Origin of the sequence: Synechococcus sp. H55.2 (assembly GCF_047462495.1) — a bacterium.
Classification (GTDB): Bacteria; Cyanobacteriota; Cyanobacteriia; order Thermostichales; family Thermostichaceae; genus Thermostichus.
This window is the reverse complement of the sequence record NZ_JANSJH010000051.1, coordinates 1-14,743: the sequence shown is the minus strand read 5'-3', so window position 1 is coordinate 14,743 and position 14,743 is coordinate 1. Positions and strand designations below refer to the sequence as shown.

Sequence of the window (14,743 nt, the reverse complement as noted above, 5' to 3'; positions counted from 1 at the left end):
GCACGCCTTTTGGGGATCCCTTAGGACTTGCGATCCTGGGCCGGCAAAAGGTGAGCGATGAGGCGCTCCACCGTTTCCGCTTGGCAGCGAGCCGTCTCCGCCTGCTGCTGGCAAACGGCCTTCAACTCCCCCAGCCAGGCAGTTTGCTCTTGGGTCACCTGCACCTGTCGCTGGACAATATCCTTCAAATGAGACAGGTCGTCTTTGATGAGATTGACGGCTTCAGCCAAAGTCAGCACCGCACCCACCAGGCGATCGAGGCGGAAGTCAATTTGGTCAAGTCGGTCTTTGTTTTGCATCTGGATATCCGTGGGTGAACGCTATCGGTGTGTTTTGAATCGAGAGAGAGGAACTTTACTGAAGAGGAGTTGGGGTTCGACAGCCGCGCCTGCCCACCTTGCGTTTTTATTGTTACCCATCAGCTGTGCCGATACCTGAGCTATTCAGCGCAATTTACTGTGCTAAGTATGGTTTTTTTCATAGCTTGGTCTCATAAGTTTACTTCTGTAAAAAACTTGTCATTCTACAATACTGACGGGAAAGCGATGGTGAGCGAGATCATAGCCACAGAGAAGTTGAAAAAGCGAAAAGGGATAGCCGCCAAGGCCAGGGATCCCGCCCAGAAACCTGTTTTGGCGTATGCTAAAGGAGAAAGATTTCTTTACACCCGCAGATGGAGCCAACTGTAACCGCTCTTTCGATGGCCCCGGCCCTGCCCCAGACCCAGCCGGCAGCAGTGGAAATGCAGGGGGTGTGGAAGCGCTTTGGGCAGCAGGTGGCCGTGCAGGACCTGAGCCTGCGGATCCCGCAGGGGGAGGTGTTTGCCCTGCTGGGGCCCAACGGCGCCGGCAAATCCACCACCATCCGCATGCTCACCAGCCTCACCCGCCCCAGCCAGGGATCCATCCGGGTGGGAGGGTATGACGTGGTGCGGGATCCCTTGGCGGTGCGGCGGCAGATTGGGGTGGTGTTGCAGCCCATCACCCTGGAGGCAGAGCTGACGGTTTGGGAAAATCTGGAGTTCCATGGGCGCATGCACCACATCCCCAACCCGGAGCGGCAGCGGCGCATCGACGAGTGGCTGGAGTACGTGAAGCTGGCCGACCGCCGGCAGGACAAGGTGAAGACCCTCTCCGGCGGCATGAAGCGGCGCTTGCAAGTGGCCAGGGCGCTGTTGCACCGGCCGCAAATTTTGTTTTTGGACGAGCCGACCGTTGGGTTGGATCCCCAGGCGCGGCGGCTGTTGTGGGAGATCCTGCGGGATCTGAATCGGCAGGGGATGACCTTGCTGATTACTACCCACTACATGGAAGAGGCCGAGGAGCTGTGCGACCGCATCGGCATCATGGACGGCGGGAAGTTGATCGAGTTGGGCAGCACCGACCAGTTGCGGGCGAAGTACGGGGAAGCTCTGCTGGTGCGCTCCCGCCCTGGCCAGGAGGTGAGCTACACCTTTTTCCCCAGCCTGGCGGAAGCCCAGCGGCAGTTGGAAGCCGAACCCGACAAGACCGGCCTGATGGTGCGCCCTGCCAACTTAGAAGACATTTTTGTGCGTCTGACAGGCCGTCGCCTCGATTAGCGCGCTCTCTCCCTTTGAAAGAGGGAGGTTACGGTTTTTCCTCTCCCCATCCCTCTTTGGGAGTGGGAGGCTCGAACTTGTAGCCAACGCCGCGCACGGTGCGGATCAGTTCCGGTTGGCTGGTATCGGTTTCCAGCTTCTTGCGAATTTGGCCGATGTGGACATCGACCACCCGTTCATCTCCCTCGTGGTTAAAATCCCACACCTCTTGAATCAGCTCAGACCGTCGCCAGACCCGCCCTGGGTGTCGGGCCATGGTGTAGAGCAAGTCAAACTCCAAAGCTGTTAGGTTAATTGGGCGCCGGTCACGGGTGACTTCTCGGGTTTCCGGGTCGATTACCAAAGAGGCAAAGGTCAAGACCGGTGCGCCGGCCATTCCGGTCTTCGTTCGTTGTCGCCGTAGGATGGCCTGCACCCGTGCCAGGAGCTCCGGCAGGCTGAAGGGCTTGGTCAGGTAGTCATCTGCCCCCAACTGAAATCCTTGCAGCTTGTCGGCAGGATTCACTCGGCTGGTTAACATCAACACATACACGCCGGTCTCTTCTTGCATCTGCTGGCAAAGGTCGTAGCCGCTCACATCCGGCAAGTTCAGATCCAAAATCACCAAGCTCGGCTGAAAAGCGCGCAACTGCTGTAGGCCCTCGGCCCCCGTCATCGCCACCTCCACTGAGTAACCCTGCCGCTGCAAGTACCGCTGCAGCAGAGTGCAAATGCTGGGATCATCATCGATGATGAGGATGCGGGGCATGGCGGCTCGACACTCTCGAAGACAGCAAGAGTCAAGGGTACAGAGTGTTGGTATATCGGGATCCCTTCGGCAGCTCATGGGCGGCGATTGCGCAGATACACCATGCTCCCAGCTTGCCAGCCAAAAAGGGAAAAGAGACGCCCTAACTCGGCAGGAAAGGGCAGCAAACACAAACGACTCACTAACTACTTAAGATTATTTCAGGTCTTTGTGAATAGGGTCACATGGGGGAGTTTATCCTTGCTGAGGCCGTCTTTCTCTCCTTAACGGGGGTTTATTCAAGGATCTTGGGCATTAGGGTTGCCTAGATGGAAGGGGAAGAGGATCCGCCAGGCAGATCCTTACACCTGGAGTTAACCTAGAAGCCTTAGCACTTTGTTTTCCCATCTCGAAGGTTATGCCTTAGCGTGATATCGTAGCAGTTCATCCTGGAGACCTATGTACAATCCCGATGAAGTTTTCCGCAAAGATGTCCAGTTGGCCCTCTTCACCTGGGGGATCCTGGAGCTGGCTTGTTTTGTCATCATCCCCTTCACCGGAGCCTATGCGTTCTCGCAAGTGGCAGATTGGCTGTGGCCCTCTTTGGTTCTGGGGCCGGTAGGTGCAGTGGTGGTGGCCTTTTGCTCGAAGCTAACGGTAGCTGCCAACAACCTCCGAGATCCGAAACAGAAAAAAGCGCAGCGGCAAATAGCCCAGGTGATTAGTTTTTTCGGCTTCCTGGGCTTGGCCCTGCCTCTAATCTTGGCCGGATGGGTGTTTGGTCGAGAGATTTTGACAACTGACTGGCAAAACAAGTTTACCAATTGAGTGGGGGTAATGAGTAGGGGTTGACATGCTCCCGTCACCGATCCCAGGCGGTACAGTGCCGGCTTCCCAACATCTCTGTTGAGCTTTTCCGGTCATTCCCAAAGATAGATTTCGCTACCGGTCTGGAGTTTCCCCCCGACAGACCGACTGCGCAGAGTGTTTCTCTTTCCCAGTTGTCCTGCAGTACTTCCCAACTCTCCCAATAACACCACATCCGAATAGCAGTGCAGTAAAGCCTTGCAAGACAAGGTTTATTTGTCTAGCTCATCCATCGCTGGCAGCATAGGGAATCGCCAGACGAGGGGAGCCCCTGTATCCCGATGCTCACCTTTCAGCTAGGGCGCGGGACTTAGAGCTCCCCGAGCCCCTCAAAAGTTAAATTGCTCTAGCGCTTAGCATTGTCCATACTGTTGGGGGTGAGGGCCGGTGCGGAGCGCTTGGGTCAGCGGGCGTTGTCCCGCCGGCCCAGCTCGTAGAGGCCACCGCCAACACAGGCAATAAGGCCCCAGGAGACGGCCCAGCTTTTGCCCAACGAGATCTCGGTGAAAGCCACCACCACCGCTGCTGCCAACAGGAAAGGGATGACGCTGAGCAGAGAGGCCAGAGCCCCACTGGGATCCCAGGACAACTGCTTTTCCCAACCCTCCTGCAGGCGGCGGTGCAGTGGCGACAACCCCCACATCAACCCCAGGCTCCAGAGGGCTGTGGCCGCCCACAACGAAGGGCGGATCGCCTCCAGTCCCCCAAATTCAACCCCCATAGCCTCCATGGCCAGCTCCCAACCCTGCCTTTCTAGGCTAGCGGGATTGGGCCCAGTCGGTGGCAGTAATGGTGGTGCCGGGAAATTGAATGGGATTGCCCAAGCTCTGGATCTGGGCTTGGAGAGCGGGCAACAACCGCAAGTCCAGCAGCGGCTCCCGCAGGATCTCCGCCGGGATCAGATCCCGCTCCAGGGCAAAGTGGGCCGTATGACCCGCTGCCGTGCCAATGGCCCATTCCACAGGATGCACCCGGTAAGAGGCGCTGGCAATGCGGCTGGTGGCGATGTTCTTGCTGCCAGCTAGAAGATTGTCAATGCGCTGGGGGATCAGGGCCCGCAGCGGGATCTGGTAGGGGTAGGTAGGGGCTTGGGCATCTTGGTTGTGGCTGGGGGGCAGCGAAAAATCCGGCAGCAGGCACTCGTGAAAATCAATAGGGTACTGCCCCACCCCCACCGAATCGTAGAAGATGAAGGGGCGCCCGCGGTTTAGCTCCGATTCCCGCGTGGTGATATCCGACTCGTAGATGGTGAACCCCTCCGGGTAGGCAAGGCTGGGCCGACCGAGGATGCGCCGCGACTCGCGGATGTAGGGGTACTTGGAGAGGCCGCTGGCAGTTCCCAGGGGGCTAGCGGGCCCTTTGAGGTAGCGATAGCGCAGGTAAAAGTCCTTTTGAAAGTCAGGATCCGCCTGCTGCAGGAGAAAATCCGTCCGCCCCGCCACCAGCCAGTAGAAGAAGCCTTTAGCATGTTGCTCGGCCCGCCGCAGCGCCTCTACCCGCAAGCCCCCCATCCAGCCGCCGGGATCCAGATGGGCTTGCAGTTGCTCGTGGGTGAGGATGAGGTTCTTGTCTGGCCCGGTGATGCGCCAGTCGTTGCCCCAGGTCCAGTTCTGCAGGGATTGATCCCCCACCCGGATGGCCTCTTCCCCAAAGCCAAATACCTGTCCCCGGATGCGGCGGTAGGTGAAGACCAGGGCAAAGTTAAAGCGCGGCTGTTCAAAGCTGTAGTAGGGGCCGTGCAGCGGGTCGTCGTAGAACTCGGGCTTAATGGGCACCTGGGGCACAGCGGAGCGCTCGACAACAAAGGTGTAGGTAAACCCCTGGGTGCAGTAGGGATCCCTGTAGGGCTTGGAGCTGGGCTCCCAGCGGCTTTCCCCATCCGTGCCAAGGCGGTAGGGCACTCGCGCCAGGGGCAACAGCTCGCCGGTTTCGGTAGCATCGATTACTACCCAAGGTAGGGTTTTGCCCTGCCGCTGCGGCGGCGGCTCAAAGCGCAGGATCTCTTTGTCCCAGTCTGCGGTGGGCTCTAGGCGGTAAAAATCCAGCAAGTAGGTGGAGAGATCCCCCCGATTCTCCGGCTGGACGCCGGCGTGTTTGGGAATATTGCGGATGGCCTGCACACTGCGGATTTGGTAGTTCTCAATCTCCACGTCCTTGACCACCGTCTCGGTAAACAGCCGCAACTGCCCCGACTGCAGGTAGGGATCCAACATCTCTCGGATGACCTGGTGGCCCACCTGGGGCGAGAAGCAGAGCACACTCACCCAGCACTTGCCGGGATTGGGATCACCGCCGTACTTTTCCCGCACCCGGCGGCGAAACTCTCTATAGCCCTGGGGAAAGATCTCGTTTTCCCGCTGCAGGGGCCGCTCATCCAAAGCCGAGACCCCCTGGGCGCTCACCTGGCCGCCAATCCAGTCGGTCATTTCGGTCATGCACACCTGTCGCCCCAAGCGCAGGGCATCGTAGGCCGCCGCCACCCCCCCCAGCCCGCCCCCAGCGATGAGGATCTCGCAAGGGATGCGGGTTTCCGGCAGAGGCTGGGCCAGAGCCGCCCCGGCGCCCAAGATCCCGGCCCCCAGGGCACCGCAGCCCCATCCCTTTAGGTTGAATGCCAGCTTCATCCCTGCCCCGTAACTCGGCCTGCCGGACTTTCCGGCAACTTTTATCATGGGGGAAAGCGCTGCAACTGCTCATGCCGGATTCCACCTTCGTCATCACCACACCCATCTACTACGTCAACGCTGCCCCCCACATCGGCAGCGCCTACACCACCATGGCGGCGGATGCCATCGCCCGTTACCACCGCCTGCGGGGCAAGGATGTGCTGATGGTAACGGGAACTGACGAGCACGGCCAGAAGATCCAGCGCACCGCTGAAGAGCGCGGCCTTCCGCCGCAGCAGCACTGTGACGAGATTGCCGCCCAGTTTGTAGAGCTTTGGCGGTTGCTGGATATCCGCTACGACCGCTTTATCCGCACCACTGACCCTCGCCACAAGGCCATTGTGCGGGAGTTTTTTCAGCGGGTTTGGGATCGGGGAGATATTTTCGTTGGCCGGCAGCAGGGCTGGTACTGCGTTGCCTGCGAGGAGTTCAAGGACGAGTCAGAGCTCCTAGAAGGTGGGTTTTGCCCCCTTCACCCCAACAAGAAAGTGGAGTGGAAAGACGAAGAAAACTACTTTTTTCGCCTCTCTCGCTACCAGGAAAAACTGGAAGCCCTCTATGCGGAGCACCCGGAGTTCATTCAACCGGAAAGCCGCCGCAATGAGGTCATGAACTTTGTCAAGCAGGGCCTGCGGGACTTTTCCATCTCTCGCCCCAGCGTCTCCTGGGGGATCCCCTTCCCGGCGGATCCCAGCCAAACCCTTTACGTTTGGTTTGATGCCCTCATTAACTACCTCAGCGCCGCCTTGGATCCTCACGACGAGCCCACCCTGGAGAACGCCCTGCGCCGCTACTGGCCTGCCGATGTGCATCTAGTGGGTAAGGACATCGTCCGTTTTCATGCCATCTACTGGCCGGCCATGCTCATGTCGGCAGGGCTGCCGCTGCCTAAACAAATCTTTGGCCACGGCTTTCTCACCAAAGATGGCCTCAAGATGGGCAAAAGCCTGGGGAACACGCTGGATCCCTTTGAGCTGGTGCAACGCTACGGCGCCGATGCCGTGCGCTACTATTTCTTGACCGAAATTGAGCTGGGCAAGGATGGCGACTTTAGCGAGGGCCGCTTCATCGAGGTTCTCAATGCTGACCTCGCCAACGACCTGGGGAATCTGCTCAACCGCACCCTCAATATGCTCAAAAAATACCAGCCCGACTACCGCATTCCCCCGGTGCAGATCGCAGCGGATCACCCCCTCAAAACCCTGGTCGAGCGCCTAGCCCCGGCGGTGGCCGATGCCTACGAGCGGCTGGATCCCAGCTCCGCTGCCCGCAAAGCCCTTAGCTTGGCCCAAGCCAGCAACAAATACCTTGACGAGCAGGCTCCCTGGACGCTGCACAAGCAGGGGCAAAGCGAACAGGTGGCCCAGATCCTCTACGCCGTTTTGGAAAGCGTGCGCTGGGTGGCGGTAGCCCTTTCGCCCATTATTCCTAGCCTCAGCCTCAAGATCCTGCAGCAGATGGGGTTTCCTTTGCAGGATGTTACCCAATTGCGCTGGGATCCAGACGCCAGTTGGGGCCGGCTTCCCGCCGGGCAAGAGCCCCAACCTCCTGTGCCCGTCTTCCAGAGGATTCTCAGATAGCTCTCACGGGTTGGTGGCATCGGGTCGGGAAGGCTGCGCATTGGGGGGGGATCCCTCTGGCGTTGCTTTGCTGGCAAAAGAGCGCATATCTCCCAAGGGAATGCTTGGCGCAGCAGCAGAAAAAGGCCGACCAGCTTGGCCTGAGCGCAACTGAGGGTTACGCATGGCGGTGGGGGGAGTCTCGCTGGACAGCGCCTGCCAGGCCGCCCGTACCCCTGCCCAAAGGCTGCGGACATTGACCTGAGCGCCGCGGGCTTGGTTGCGGGCCCCTTCCAGGGAGCGGTTCACCTGCTTCACCACCTGTCCGGCCCCCTTGACCCCTTCGTCGAGGCTGTCGGCGATCTCGCTCACTTCCAAGCTGGTCAGACGCAAAGCCTCCAGCGTAGGGGGCAATTCCCGCAGCAGCGTGTCGAAAAAGCGTTCCACGCTCTGGGCGGCTCGACCCAATTGAATGACGGCAGGCAGCAGGGTCAGGATCACCGCCAAAATGCCCACTGCCACCAGACCTACCGAGAGGCCCAACCAAAATACCGGCTCGGTCATCGCGCTTCTTCCTGTCGATCTTGGGCTTCTAAGTTTGCTTCTTCCCTGGCCCAGGCGCTGCGGTTTTGGGCTTGGCTCAGTTCTTGTCGTTTTTGCAGCATGGCCTCTTTGCCCACCGCCACCGCCTGCTGCAGTCGTAGCAGTGCTTCGTCCAGACTTTTTTGAGCAGAGTCAAGCAGCTTTTCCGATTGGTATTGCAGGCTGCTGGTCACGTCTTCTGCCACCTCCGGCAGCGCCTCTGCCGATTTTTTCAAGAGTCGCCGCGTCTCCCGTCCGCTGCGGGGAGCTAAGAGCAGGCCAATAGCCGTGCCCACTGCCGTTCCCAGCAACAGCCCACCAATAAACGCGCCGGTTCGGTTCTCCGCCATGCTTTGCCAGAGTTGAGTTGGATACGGGTGGCCCCGAAACCAGACTACCTCAAGATCTCTGCGGATCGACGGGCTTTCTGCTTCTGCTGGCCGCCCCTAGAGAATCCGCAGGGGATCCACATCCAAGCTGACGCGGATCCCTTGGGGGGGATGGCCAATCGCGGTGTGAATCTGTGCAGCGAGCTGGGAGCGATCCCAAGCTTGATTGGGAAGCTGCTTTAACAGGATCTGCCAGCGGTAGCGTCCGGCAACCCGCTCCACCTGGGCCGGCCCCGGCCCCAGCACCTCTGCCGGGATCCCCTGCAGACGTTCGGCCACCTGATGGCAGTAGCGCTCCAGAGCCTCCAGGCGAGTGCTGCTCAAGCGGATCAAGATCAAGGCTCGATAGGGAGGATAGCCCCCCTCTTGCCGTTGCTGTAGCTCGGCCCGCAAAAACCCCTCGTAGTCGTGGGCCAGCACGGCCCGCAAAATCGGGTGCTCCGGCAGATAGGTCTGGATGATCGCCTGCCCCGGCAGGGATCCCCGGCCTGAGCGGCCCGCCACTTGGGTGAGCAGTTGAAAGGTGCGCTCGCCGGCGCGGTAGTCGGGCTGGTGCAACAGGCCGTCGGCAGCCATCACCCCCACCAGCGTCACCTGGGGAATGTCCAGCCCTTTGGTGAGCATCTGGGTGCCCACCAGCACCTGGGCCTTGCCGCTGCGAAACTGCTCCAGCAGCTCCCGGTGGGATCCCTTGCGGCGGGTGGCGTCGCTGTCGTAGCGCAGAATCTCTAGCTGTGGCCAATGCTGGTGCAGCACTTCCACTACTTTTTGCGTGCCGGTGCCGAAGTGCTTCAGGTAGGCGGATCCACAGGCGGGGCAGCGCTGCGGATGGGGCTGGCGGGCGCCGCAGTAGTGGCAGCGCAGCTCTTGCCGGCCCTCCAGGTGAAAGGTGAGGGAGACGTCGCAATGGGCGCAGGTGAGGACAAAGCCGCAGCCGCGGCAGAGGACAAAGGTGCTGTAGCCGCGGCGGGGAACGAAGAGGATGGCCTGTTCCCCCCGCTCCAGCGTCTGCTGCAGGGCCTGGTGCAGACGGCGGCTGAGGATGCTGCGGTTGCCGGCCTGGAGCTCCTGGCGCATATCCACCAGCTCCAGTTGGGGCAGGGTGGTCGGGATCCCAGCTTGGGGAATGCGCTGCGGTAGGGTCAGCCGGATCCACCGCTGCGGATCCTGGAGATGGGCGGCGTAGGTTTCCACCGCCGGTGTGGCACTGCCCAAGACCAAGGGACAGTTGGCCAGCTCGGCCCGCCACTCGGCCACCTGACGGGCGTGGTAGCAGGGCTGGGGCTGATCCTGCTTGAAGCTGTCGTCGTGCTCCTCGTCCAAAACGATGAGGCCGAGGTTGGCTAAGGGGGCAAACACCGCCGAGCGGGTGCCAATCACCACTTGGGGAGTGGCGGTCAACATCTGTCGCCAGGTGTCGTAGCGCTCCCCCTCCGAGAGGCCGCTGTGGTAGGCCCACACCTGGGATCCCAGCCGCGCCCGCAAGCGATCCATCAGTTGTGGGGTAAGGCCGATCTCCGGCACCAGCACCAGCGCCGACCGCCCTTGTTGCAGCACCTGGGCGATCACCTGCAGGTACACTTCCGTCTTGCCAGAACCGGTGACCCCGTGCAGGAGAAACCGCCGGGGCCGACCCAAGGCTTGTCGGATCGCCTCCACCGCCTCGGCCTGGGCTGCCGTCAGGGGCTTGGGCAGATCCCGCCACCCCGGCAAGTGGGCATCTGCCAGCCGCAGCAGCGGTCGCTCGTAGAGGTGGACACGGCCTTTGCGGGCCAGCCCCTGCAACACCGCTCGGCTCACTCCTGCCAAGCGCTCCCACTCGGTGAGCAGCAGCTCCCCCCCTTTTTGCTTGAGGATCTGCAGCGCCTTCTGCTGGGGCAAGCTCAGCCCCTCCGAGGAGTCGTCGGCCAGACTGGCAGCCAGTTGGGTTTTCATCCTACCCCCCTGCTGCTCCTGCCAAAAGCTCTCCACCCAACCCCGTCGCTGCAGTTCCCGCAGGGCCAGCTCGGCGCCGGGCATCTGCTGTTGGATGTAGCGCCAAGACAGCTCTCCCCCTTTGGCCTGCAGCAGCTCCAGCAGGGTTTGGGCAGCCGGCGAACATCCCCCCACCGCTTCCGGGCATCGCACCAGGCGGATACGCCGCTGAGAACGGCTGAGCAAACCAGGGGGCAGAACCGTGCGCACCACCTGGGCCAGAGGGGTAAGGTAGTAGTCGGCCACCCGCTGCAGCAAGGGCCAGAATTCCTTGGGCAGGATCCCTTTGGCCACCACCGCCTCGATCTCCCGCACCGATTGCGGATCCACTCCTGCCGGCAGCTCCGAGCGCCAGCCCAAAGCCACCCCCCCTGCGATCTGTTGACCAAAGGGCACACTGAGCAGGTCGCCGGCCTCTGGGGTGGATCCCTCTGGCACGCGATAGGTAAAGCAACCGCCCAAATGGGGATGATCCACCCACACTTCCAGCCAGCGGGGGGGAAGAGGCTGCATCACGGACGGGGCAAGAACCTGGGCAGATCGACCGCCCGCTTGCTTGCCCGAGCCGGCAGGGGCTGAATTGGGGGCTTGGGAGACAGAGCTTGATCGCTCGCGCCAGCAGGTCTGGAGGTATCGGCACGAGGCGGGACATCCAGGCCCTTGCGCTCCAACGCCGCCTTCAAGCTCAGCACATGCATCTGCTGCTGCTCGTACTTGTCTTTGAGGGATCGGTTTTCTTCCCAGAGAGCAGCTCGTTCTGCTTGTAAGACCTTCAACTGCTCTGCCAAAGTTTCCGCTTGCTTCTGCAGATGGGCGATGGCACTCTGGGCAGAGCGCAATTCTGGCTGCCGGTCAGGCTGGGCGGCCAACTGTTCCAAGGCAGCCTGCAACTGCTGCTCCAGGGTGGAGAGATGCTGCTGGGCTTGGGCGTACCGTTCCTGGAGATGGCGGTGTTCTTGCTGCCAATGGGCAATTTCTGCCTGGGCTTGGGAGAGAGCCGCTTGCAGCGCCTCGGCCTGAGCTTGCCATTGCTGTTGCAGCCGTTGCTGCTCCTGGGATCCCTGATGCAGATGTTCCTGCTGAGCTTGCAAAGCGGCCAGCTGAGCCTGGGCTTCGGCCAGGGCTGCTTCCAGCTCCTGCCGTTGTTCCCGCCAGCGCTGCTCGGCTTCCGCTTCTGTCTCGGCATAGCCGGCCAAACGGGCCTCGAGATGCTCCCGTTGCTCTTGCCAGGCGGCCTGTTGGTCGCTGTACAGAGCCCGTAGGCTGCTCAGCTCCGCCTGAGCTTCGGCAATTTGGGTGCGGGCCAGACAAAGCTCCGCCTTAAAGCGTTGCAGCATTTCCACCCGCTTTTCTGCCACATCTTGGGCTTCCAGAAGAGAAGCTTGCAGCTCCTGCTGACGGTGTTCCCATTGACGGCGCTCCTGCGCGTGGGCCAGGCGGAGCTGCTCGATCTGCTCTTGTAAAGCCTCGATATCCTGCCGCTGCCGGTCATTTAAACGTTGTCGAGCGGCAAGCTGAGCTTCCTGCTCCGAGATCTGGACCTTCTGCTCCGCCAAAGTCTGCTGCAACTGTTGCAGGACGCGCTCCCGCTCCTGCAGCGCCTTCTCCTGTTCGGCCACCTTCTGGCGCAAAGCGCAACATTCTGCCTCAAGGCCAGCATCTGCAGAGGGTTGGGCTTTCAGTTGCAAAAGCTCTATCTGCTGTTGCTGCCGGCGGGACTGCAATTCCGCCTGAGCCAGTTGACTGCGCAGAGCCTGAACCTCGGCCTGCAGTTTCTCCTGAAGGATTCGCCGCTCTTGGAGCTCGGCTTCGGCTTTGAGCAGACGGTTCTCCAGTTGCTGTCGCTGGGCCAAATGGCGCTCTGGGTCGGGATCCGATTCCGTTCGCGCTCCTCGGACGGAATCCTTGGCCGACCTGCCTGCTTGAGCCTCTGGAAGGATGGGATCCGAGTCGCCTGAGGAGGGAGCACGCATAGGTTGAAGGGGAGATGCAGCAGTTGGGGTGAATGATAAAGTTCCCTGCAGTATAGAGAGATTTTTGGGCGGGTTCAAGCCAGAAGATTGAACTTGCGAGATCTCTTGCCGATCCCGCTCTGCGCCAGACGAAGTGCCATCAGACTGGCTTGGACGCATTCTTTCTTGTGCAGTTCCAGAATCCCGAAACTGGGACTGGGCAGAAGCGCTCGGCTGACTTTTTTTCGGTCGTGGGGCGCGAGCCCGACGGAATGGGGACTCTGACCCGCTGCTGCTCCGAGAACCGGCCACGATTGCCCCCTTGGATCACCCACAACACCCACCCTGCGGCTGCACCATTGTGCCACACTCCCATCGCGAAGTGCTACGCAGGACAGCTTGGGCTTCTTCTAAAACGTCAACCTAAGTAGAATGTGCCCAAGCTCCGCGCAGGGGTTTCCAGGAATGAAGCTGAAGGGGATAGGGGCGACCAACCGCTAAGCTAATCTAACAATGGACTTCCATCCTCATGCCCAATGCCGATTGTGCTCATCTGTGGCCCTGCCCGCTGCGGCAAAAGTCGGCTGGCGGAGAACCTGGCGGCTGCTTCCGGCCTGCCGGTCATCTATCTGGCCACCGGGCCCAAACCCGACCCTGAGGCCGACCCGGAGTGGGCCGAACGGGTTCAGCGGCATCGGCAACGGCGTCCCCCCACTTGGCAAACCTGGGAAACCGGGCCCGACCTGGGGGCCGACCTGCAAAAGCTGCCCCAGCCCTGTTGTGCTCTGGTGGATTCGCTGGGGGGGTGGGTGGCGCAGGGCCTAGACTGTCCCGCTGCAGAATGGGATCCCTTGGTGCAATCCTTCTTGGCAACCTTGCCAGTCCACAGGGGGGAGATCATCCTGGTGTCAGAAGAGGTGGGCTGGGGGGTGGTGCCCGCCTATCCGTTGGGACGCCGCTTTCGGGATCGGATGGGGGAGCTCACCCAAAAGCTGGCTCCTCTGGCCGACCAGGTGTTTTTGGTAACCGCAGGCTTTGCCCTCGATCTCACCCGCTGGGGGATCCCGGTGGCAGGCGAGGTGGGGCAGAGCTGAGATAAGCTGCATTTGCAAGTCAGATATCAGATAGCCGTGTCGTCGTGCCGATTACCTTCTACCTTCCTGCCAAGGCCATCCAATCTCTGGATCTCACCCCTGGCCACGAATTAATGAAAACCCTGATGGCGGATCCCGTCCGGGCTGCCCAACAGGTGCAATGCGCCATCGATTGGCCGCGCAGCCCCGACGATCCGCGCGAGCTGTCGGAGATCCCGGAGGTGCGCCTGTGGTTTATCCGTTGGGATACGGTCTGCCCCTGGATGCCCTACTTCCTCAACTGGCGCCAAGGAGAGCTGGCCCGCTACGCAGCCATGTTGGTGCCTCATCAATTCAACCCTCGCGAGGGCATTGTTTACAACCCAGAAGCACTGGAAATCTTTGTCTATCAGAAGATCTTTGTGTTGATGCGTTGGTTCAAGCAGCAGAAACTGGGATCCCTCTCGATGCTGCGGGATATGGCTTTGGTGTTTGGCTTCGAGGTTCAGCCGGAGTTTCTCACTCTCTGGGAGTCTGAGGCGGGGGATCCAGAATCATGAGGGTGATGGTGGCCGATACTTGGCCGGCGATCCCCGGAGCCGCAGCAGTGGCCAGCGCCTGGAAAGAGGTGACCCAAAACCCTTGGGGCCGGCTCAGGGTGGATTCCAACCCTTCGGAAGCTCAGCTCAAGGCCCTCTGGCAACAAATCTGCGAGTGGGCAGGAGAAAAAGATCCCCTACTGGTTCTGCCGGGCAGTGTCGCCGATCCCCTGGGGCCAGGCCAAACCTGGGCGGATCTGGCCCATGCGTGGGGGTTCAGCTTGCTCTTAACGCTGCAACGGAAGGCCGCCCTGAGCCAAGCAACCGTCTTTGCCGCCCTGATGCGCCAAGCCAAGGCCCGCAGCTTGGGGTGGGTGCTGGTCGGATCCCTGCCCGAAACCGAGGATCCCCAAGCTTTGGAAGAGCTGGATGCAACTTTGATCCCACACCTGGAGGCTCAAGTCGGAATACCGGTGCTGGGGAGAATGACTCTGGATGGGCAGATCCTTTGGGACACCGATTTCCTGGAGCAACTGGGCTACGTTCGTTGATCTCCTTCCCATGACAGGAGCCTGAGGCTCGCCCGCCAAGCCCTTGTTGTGGAGCGCTATCCCTAACTCCCCTCTCCCTCAGGGAGAGGGGCTGGGGGTGAGGGATGGGAGAGGGGCTGGGGGTGAGGGTAGTGGCAGCGCGAAGCTTTGCAAAACTTTATGTAGAGAGCAAAAAACCCCCCAGCAGATGCCAGGGGGAGAAGAGAGAGTACTAGTCAGCTAGGCAAGCAGGATTAGCCACGGATGGCCGGCGCCACTTCCACCGCCGCCAAATCCAGCGGGAAG

14 protein-coding genes are annotated in these 14,743 nt (G+C 60.9%); 6 read left to right on the top strand and 8 right to left on the bottom strand.

Annotated elements, in window-relative coordinates; genetic code table 11:
• Positions 1-20: 20 nt before the first annotated feature.
• Positions 21-299 carry a hypothetical protein gene (locus NW844_RS07635; protein ID WP_414334793.1) on the bottom strand — a complete coding sequence of 93 codons (279 nt, stop codon included), beginning with the start codon at positions 297-299 and terminating at the stop codon, positions 21-23.
• Between the two features lie 401 nt (positions 300-700).
• On the opposite strand from NW844_RS07635, the gene NW844_RS07630 reads away from it, so the two are divergent.
• Positions 701-1,579: an ABC transporter ATP-binding protein gene (locus NW844_RS07630; RefSeq protein WP_414334792.1), complete on the top strand. Its 879-nt coding sequence runs from the start codon at positions 701-703 to the stop codon at positions 1,577-1,579.
• Between the two features lie 28 nt (positions 1,580-1,607).
• Here NW844_RS07630 and NW844_RS07625 read toward each other — a convergent pair whose 3' ends face one another.
• Entirely contained in the window at positions 1,608-2,327 is a 720-nt protein-coding gene (locus NW844_RS07625) for a response regulator transcription factor (protein WP_414334791.1), read from the bottom strand.
• Between the two features lie 438 nt (positions 2,328-2,765).
• Between NW844_RS07625 and NW844_RS07620 the strand changes: the two genes are divergently transcribed.
• Positions 2,766-3,134, top strand: coding sequence for a hypothetical protein (locus NW844_RS07620; RefSeq protein WP_414334790.1), 369 nt, complete (start codon positions 2,766-2,768; stop codon positions 3,132-3,134).
• A gap of 442 nt (positions 3,135-3,576) precedes the next feature.
• On the opposite strand, the gene NW844_RS07615 is transcribed toward NW844_RS07620, so the two are convergent.
• A complete protein-coding gene (locus tag NW844_RS07615) occupies positions 3,577-3,894 on the bottom strand; it encodes a hypothetical protein (protein ID WP_414334789.1) in 318 nt (105 codons plus the stop codon).
• Positions 3,895-3,931: 37 nt separating this feature from the next.
• The gene (locus NW844_RS07610) at positions 3,932-5,797 is read right to left on the bottom strand and encodes an FAD-dependent oxidoreductase (protein WP_414334788.1); all 1,866 of its coding nucleotides are present in this window, start codon (positions 5,795-5,797) and stop codon (positions 3,932-3,934) included.
• Between the two features lie 71 nt (positions 5,798-5,868).
• Here NW844_RS07610 and metG point away from each other — a divergent pair, with 71 nt between their 5' ends.
• Complete coding sequence (metG, locus tag NW844_RS07605; protein WP_414334787.1) at positions 5,869-7,419, top strand: methionine--tRNA ligase; 1,551 nt, start codon at positions 5,869-5,871, stop codon at positions 7,417-7,419.
• A gap of 3 nt (positions 7,420-7,422) precedes the next feature.
• Here metG and NW844_RS07600 read toward each other — a convergent pair whose 3' ends face one another.
• From NW844_RS07600 to NW844_RS07585, 4 genes are all read right to left on the bottom strand, one after another.
• Positions 7,423-7,962 carry a hypothetical protein gene (locus NW844_RS07600; protein WP_414334786.1) on the bottom strand — a complete coding sequence of 180 codons (540 nt, stop codon included), beginning with the start codon at positions 7,960-7,962 and terminating at the stop codon, positions 7,423-7,425.
• Entirely contained in the window at positions 7,959-8,330 is a 372-nt protein-coding gene (locus NW844_RS07595) for a YtxH domain-containing protein (protein ID WP_414334785.1), read from the bottom strand. Before NW844_RS07595 ends, NW844_RS07600 begins: the two co-directional genes overlap by 4 nt.
• A 96-nt stretch (positions 8,331-8,426) precedes the next feature.
• Complete coding sequence (priA, locus tag NW844_RS07590; protein ID WP_414334784.1) at positions 8,427-10,856, bottom strand: primosomal protein N'; 2,430 nt, start codon at positions 10,854-10,856, stop codon at positions 8,427-8,429.
• Complete coding sequence (locus NW844_RS07585) at positions 10,856-12,316, bottom strand: hypothetical protein (protein WP_414334783.1); 1,461 nt, start codon at positions 12,314-12,316, stop codon at positions 10,856-10,858. The genes priA and NW844_RS07585 overlap by 1 nt, the downstream gene beginning before the upstream one ends.
• 515 nt (positions 12,317-12,831) lie before the next feature.
• Between NW844_RS07585 and cobU the strand changes: the two genes are divergently transcribed.
• From cobU to NW844_RS07570, 3 genes are read left to right on the top strand one after another with little or no spacing between them, the layout of a single operon-like run.
• On the top strand, positions 12,832-13,389 hold the full coding sequence (gene cobU, locus NW844_RS07580; protein ID WP_414334782.1) for a bifunctional adenosylcobinamide kinase/adenosylcobinamide-phosphate guanylyltransferase: 558 nt from the start codon (positions 12,832-12,834) through the stop codon (positions 13,387-13,389).
• A gap of 44 nt (positions 13,390-13,433) precedes the next feature.
• Complete coding sequence (locus NW844_RS07575) at positions 13,434-13,928, top strand: CRR6 family NdhI maturation factor (RefSeq protein ID WP_414334781.1); 495 nt, start codon at positions 13,434-13,436, stop codon at positions 13,926-13,928.
• Positions 13,925-14,458 carry a hypothetical protein gene (locus NW844_RS07570; protein ID WP_414334780.1) on the top strand — a complete coding sequence of 178 codons (534 nt, stop codon included), beginning with the start codon at positions 13,925-13,927 and terminating at the stop codon, positions 14,456-14,458. Before NW844_RS07575 ends, NW844_RS07570 begins: the two co-directional genes overlap by 4 nt.
• Positions 14,459-14,743: the final 285 nt, after the last annotated feature.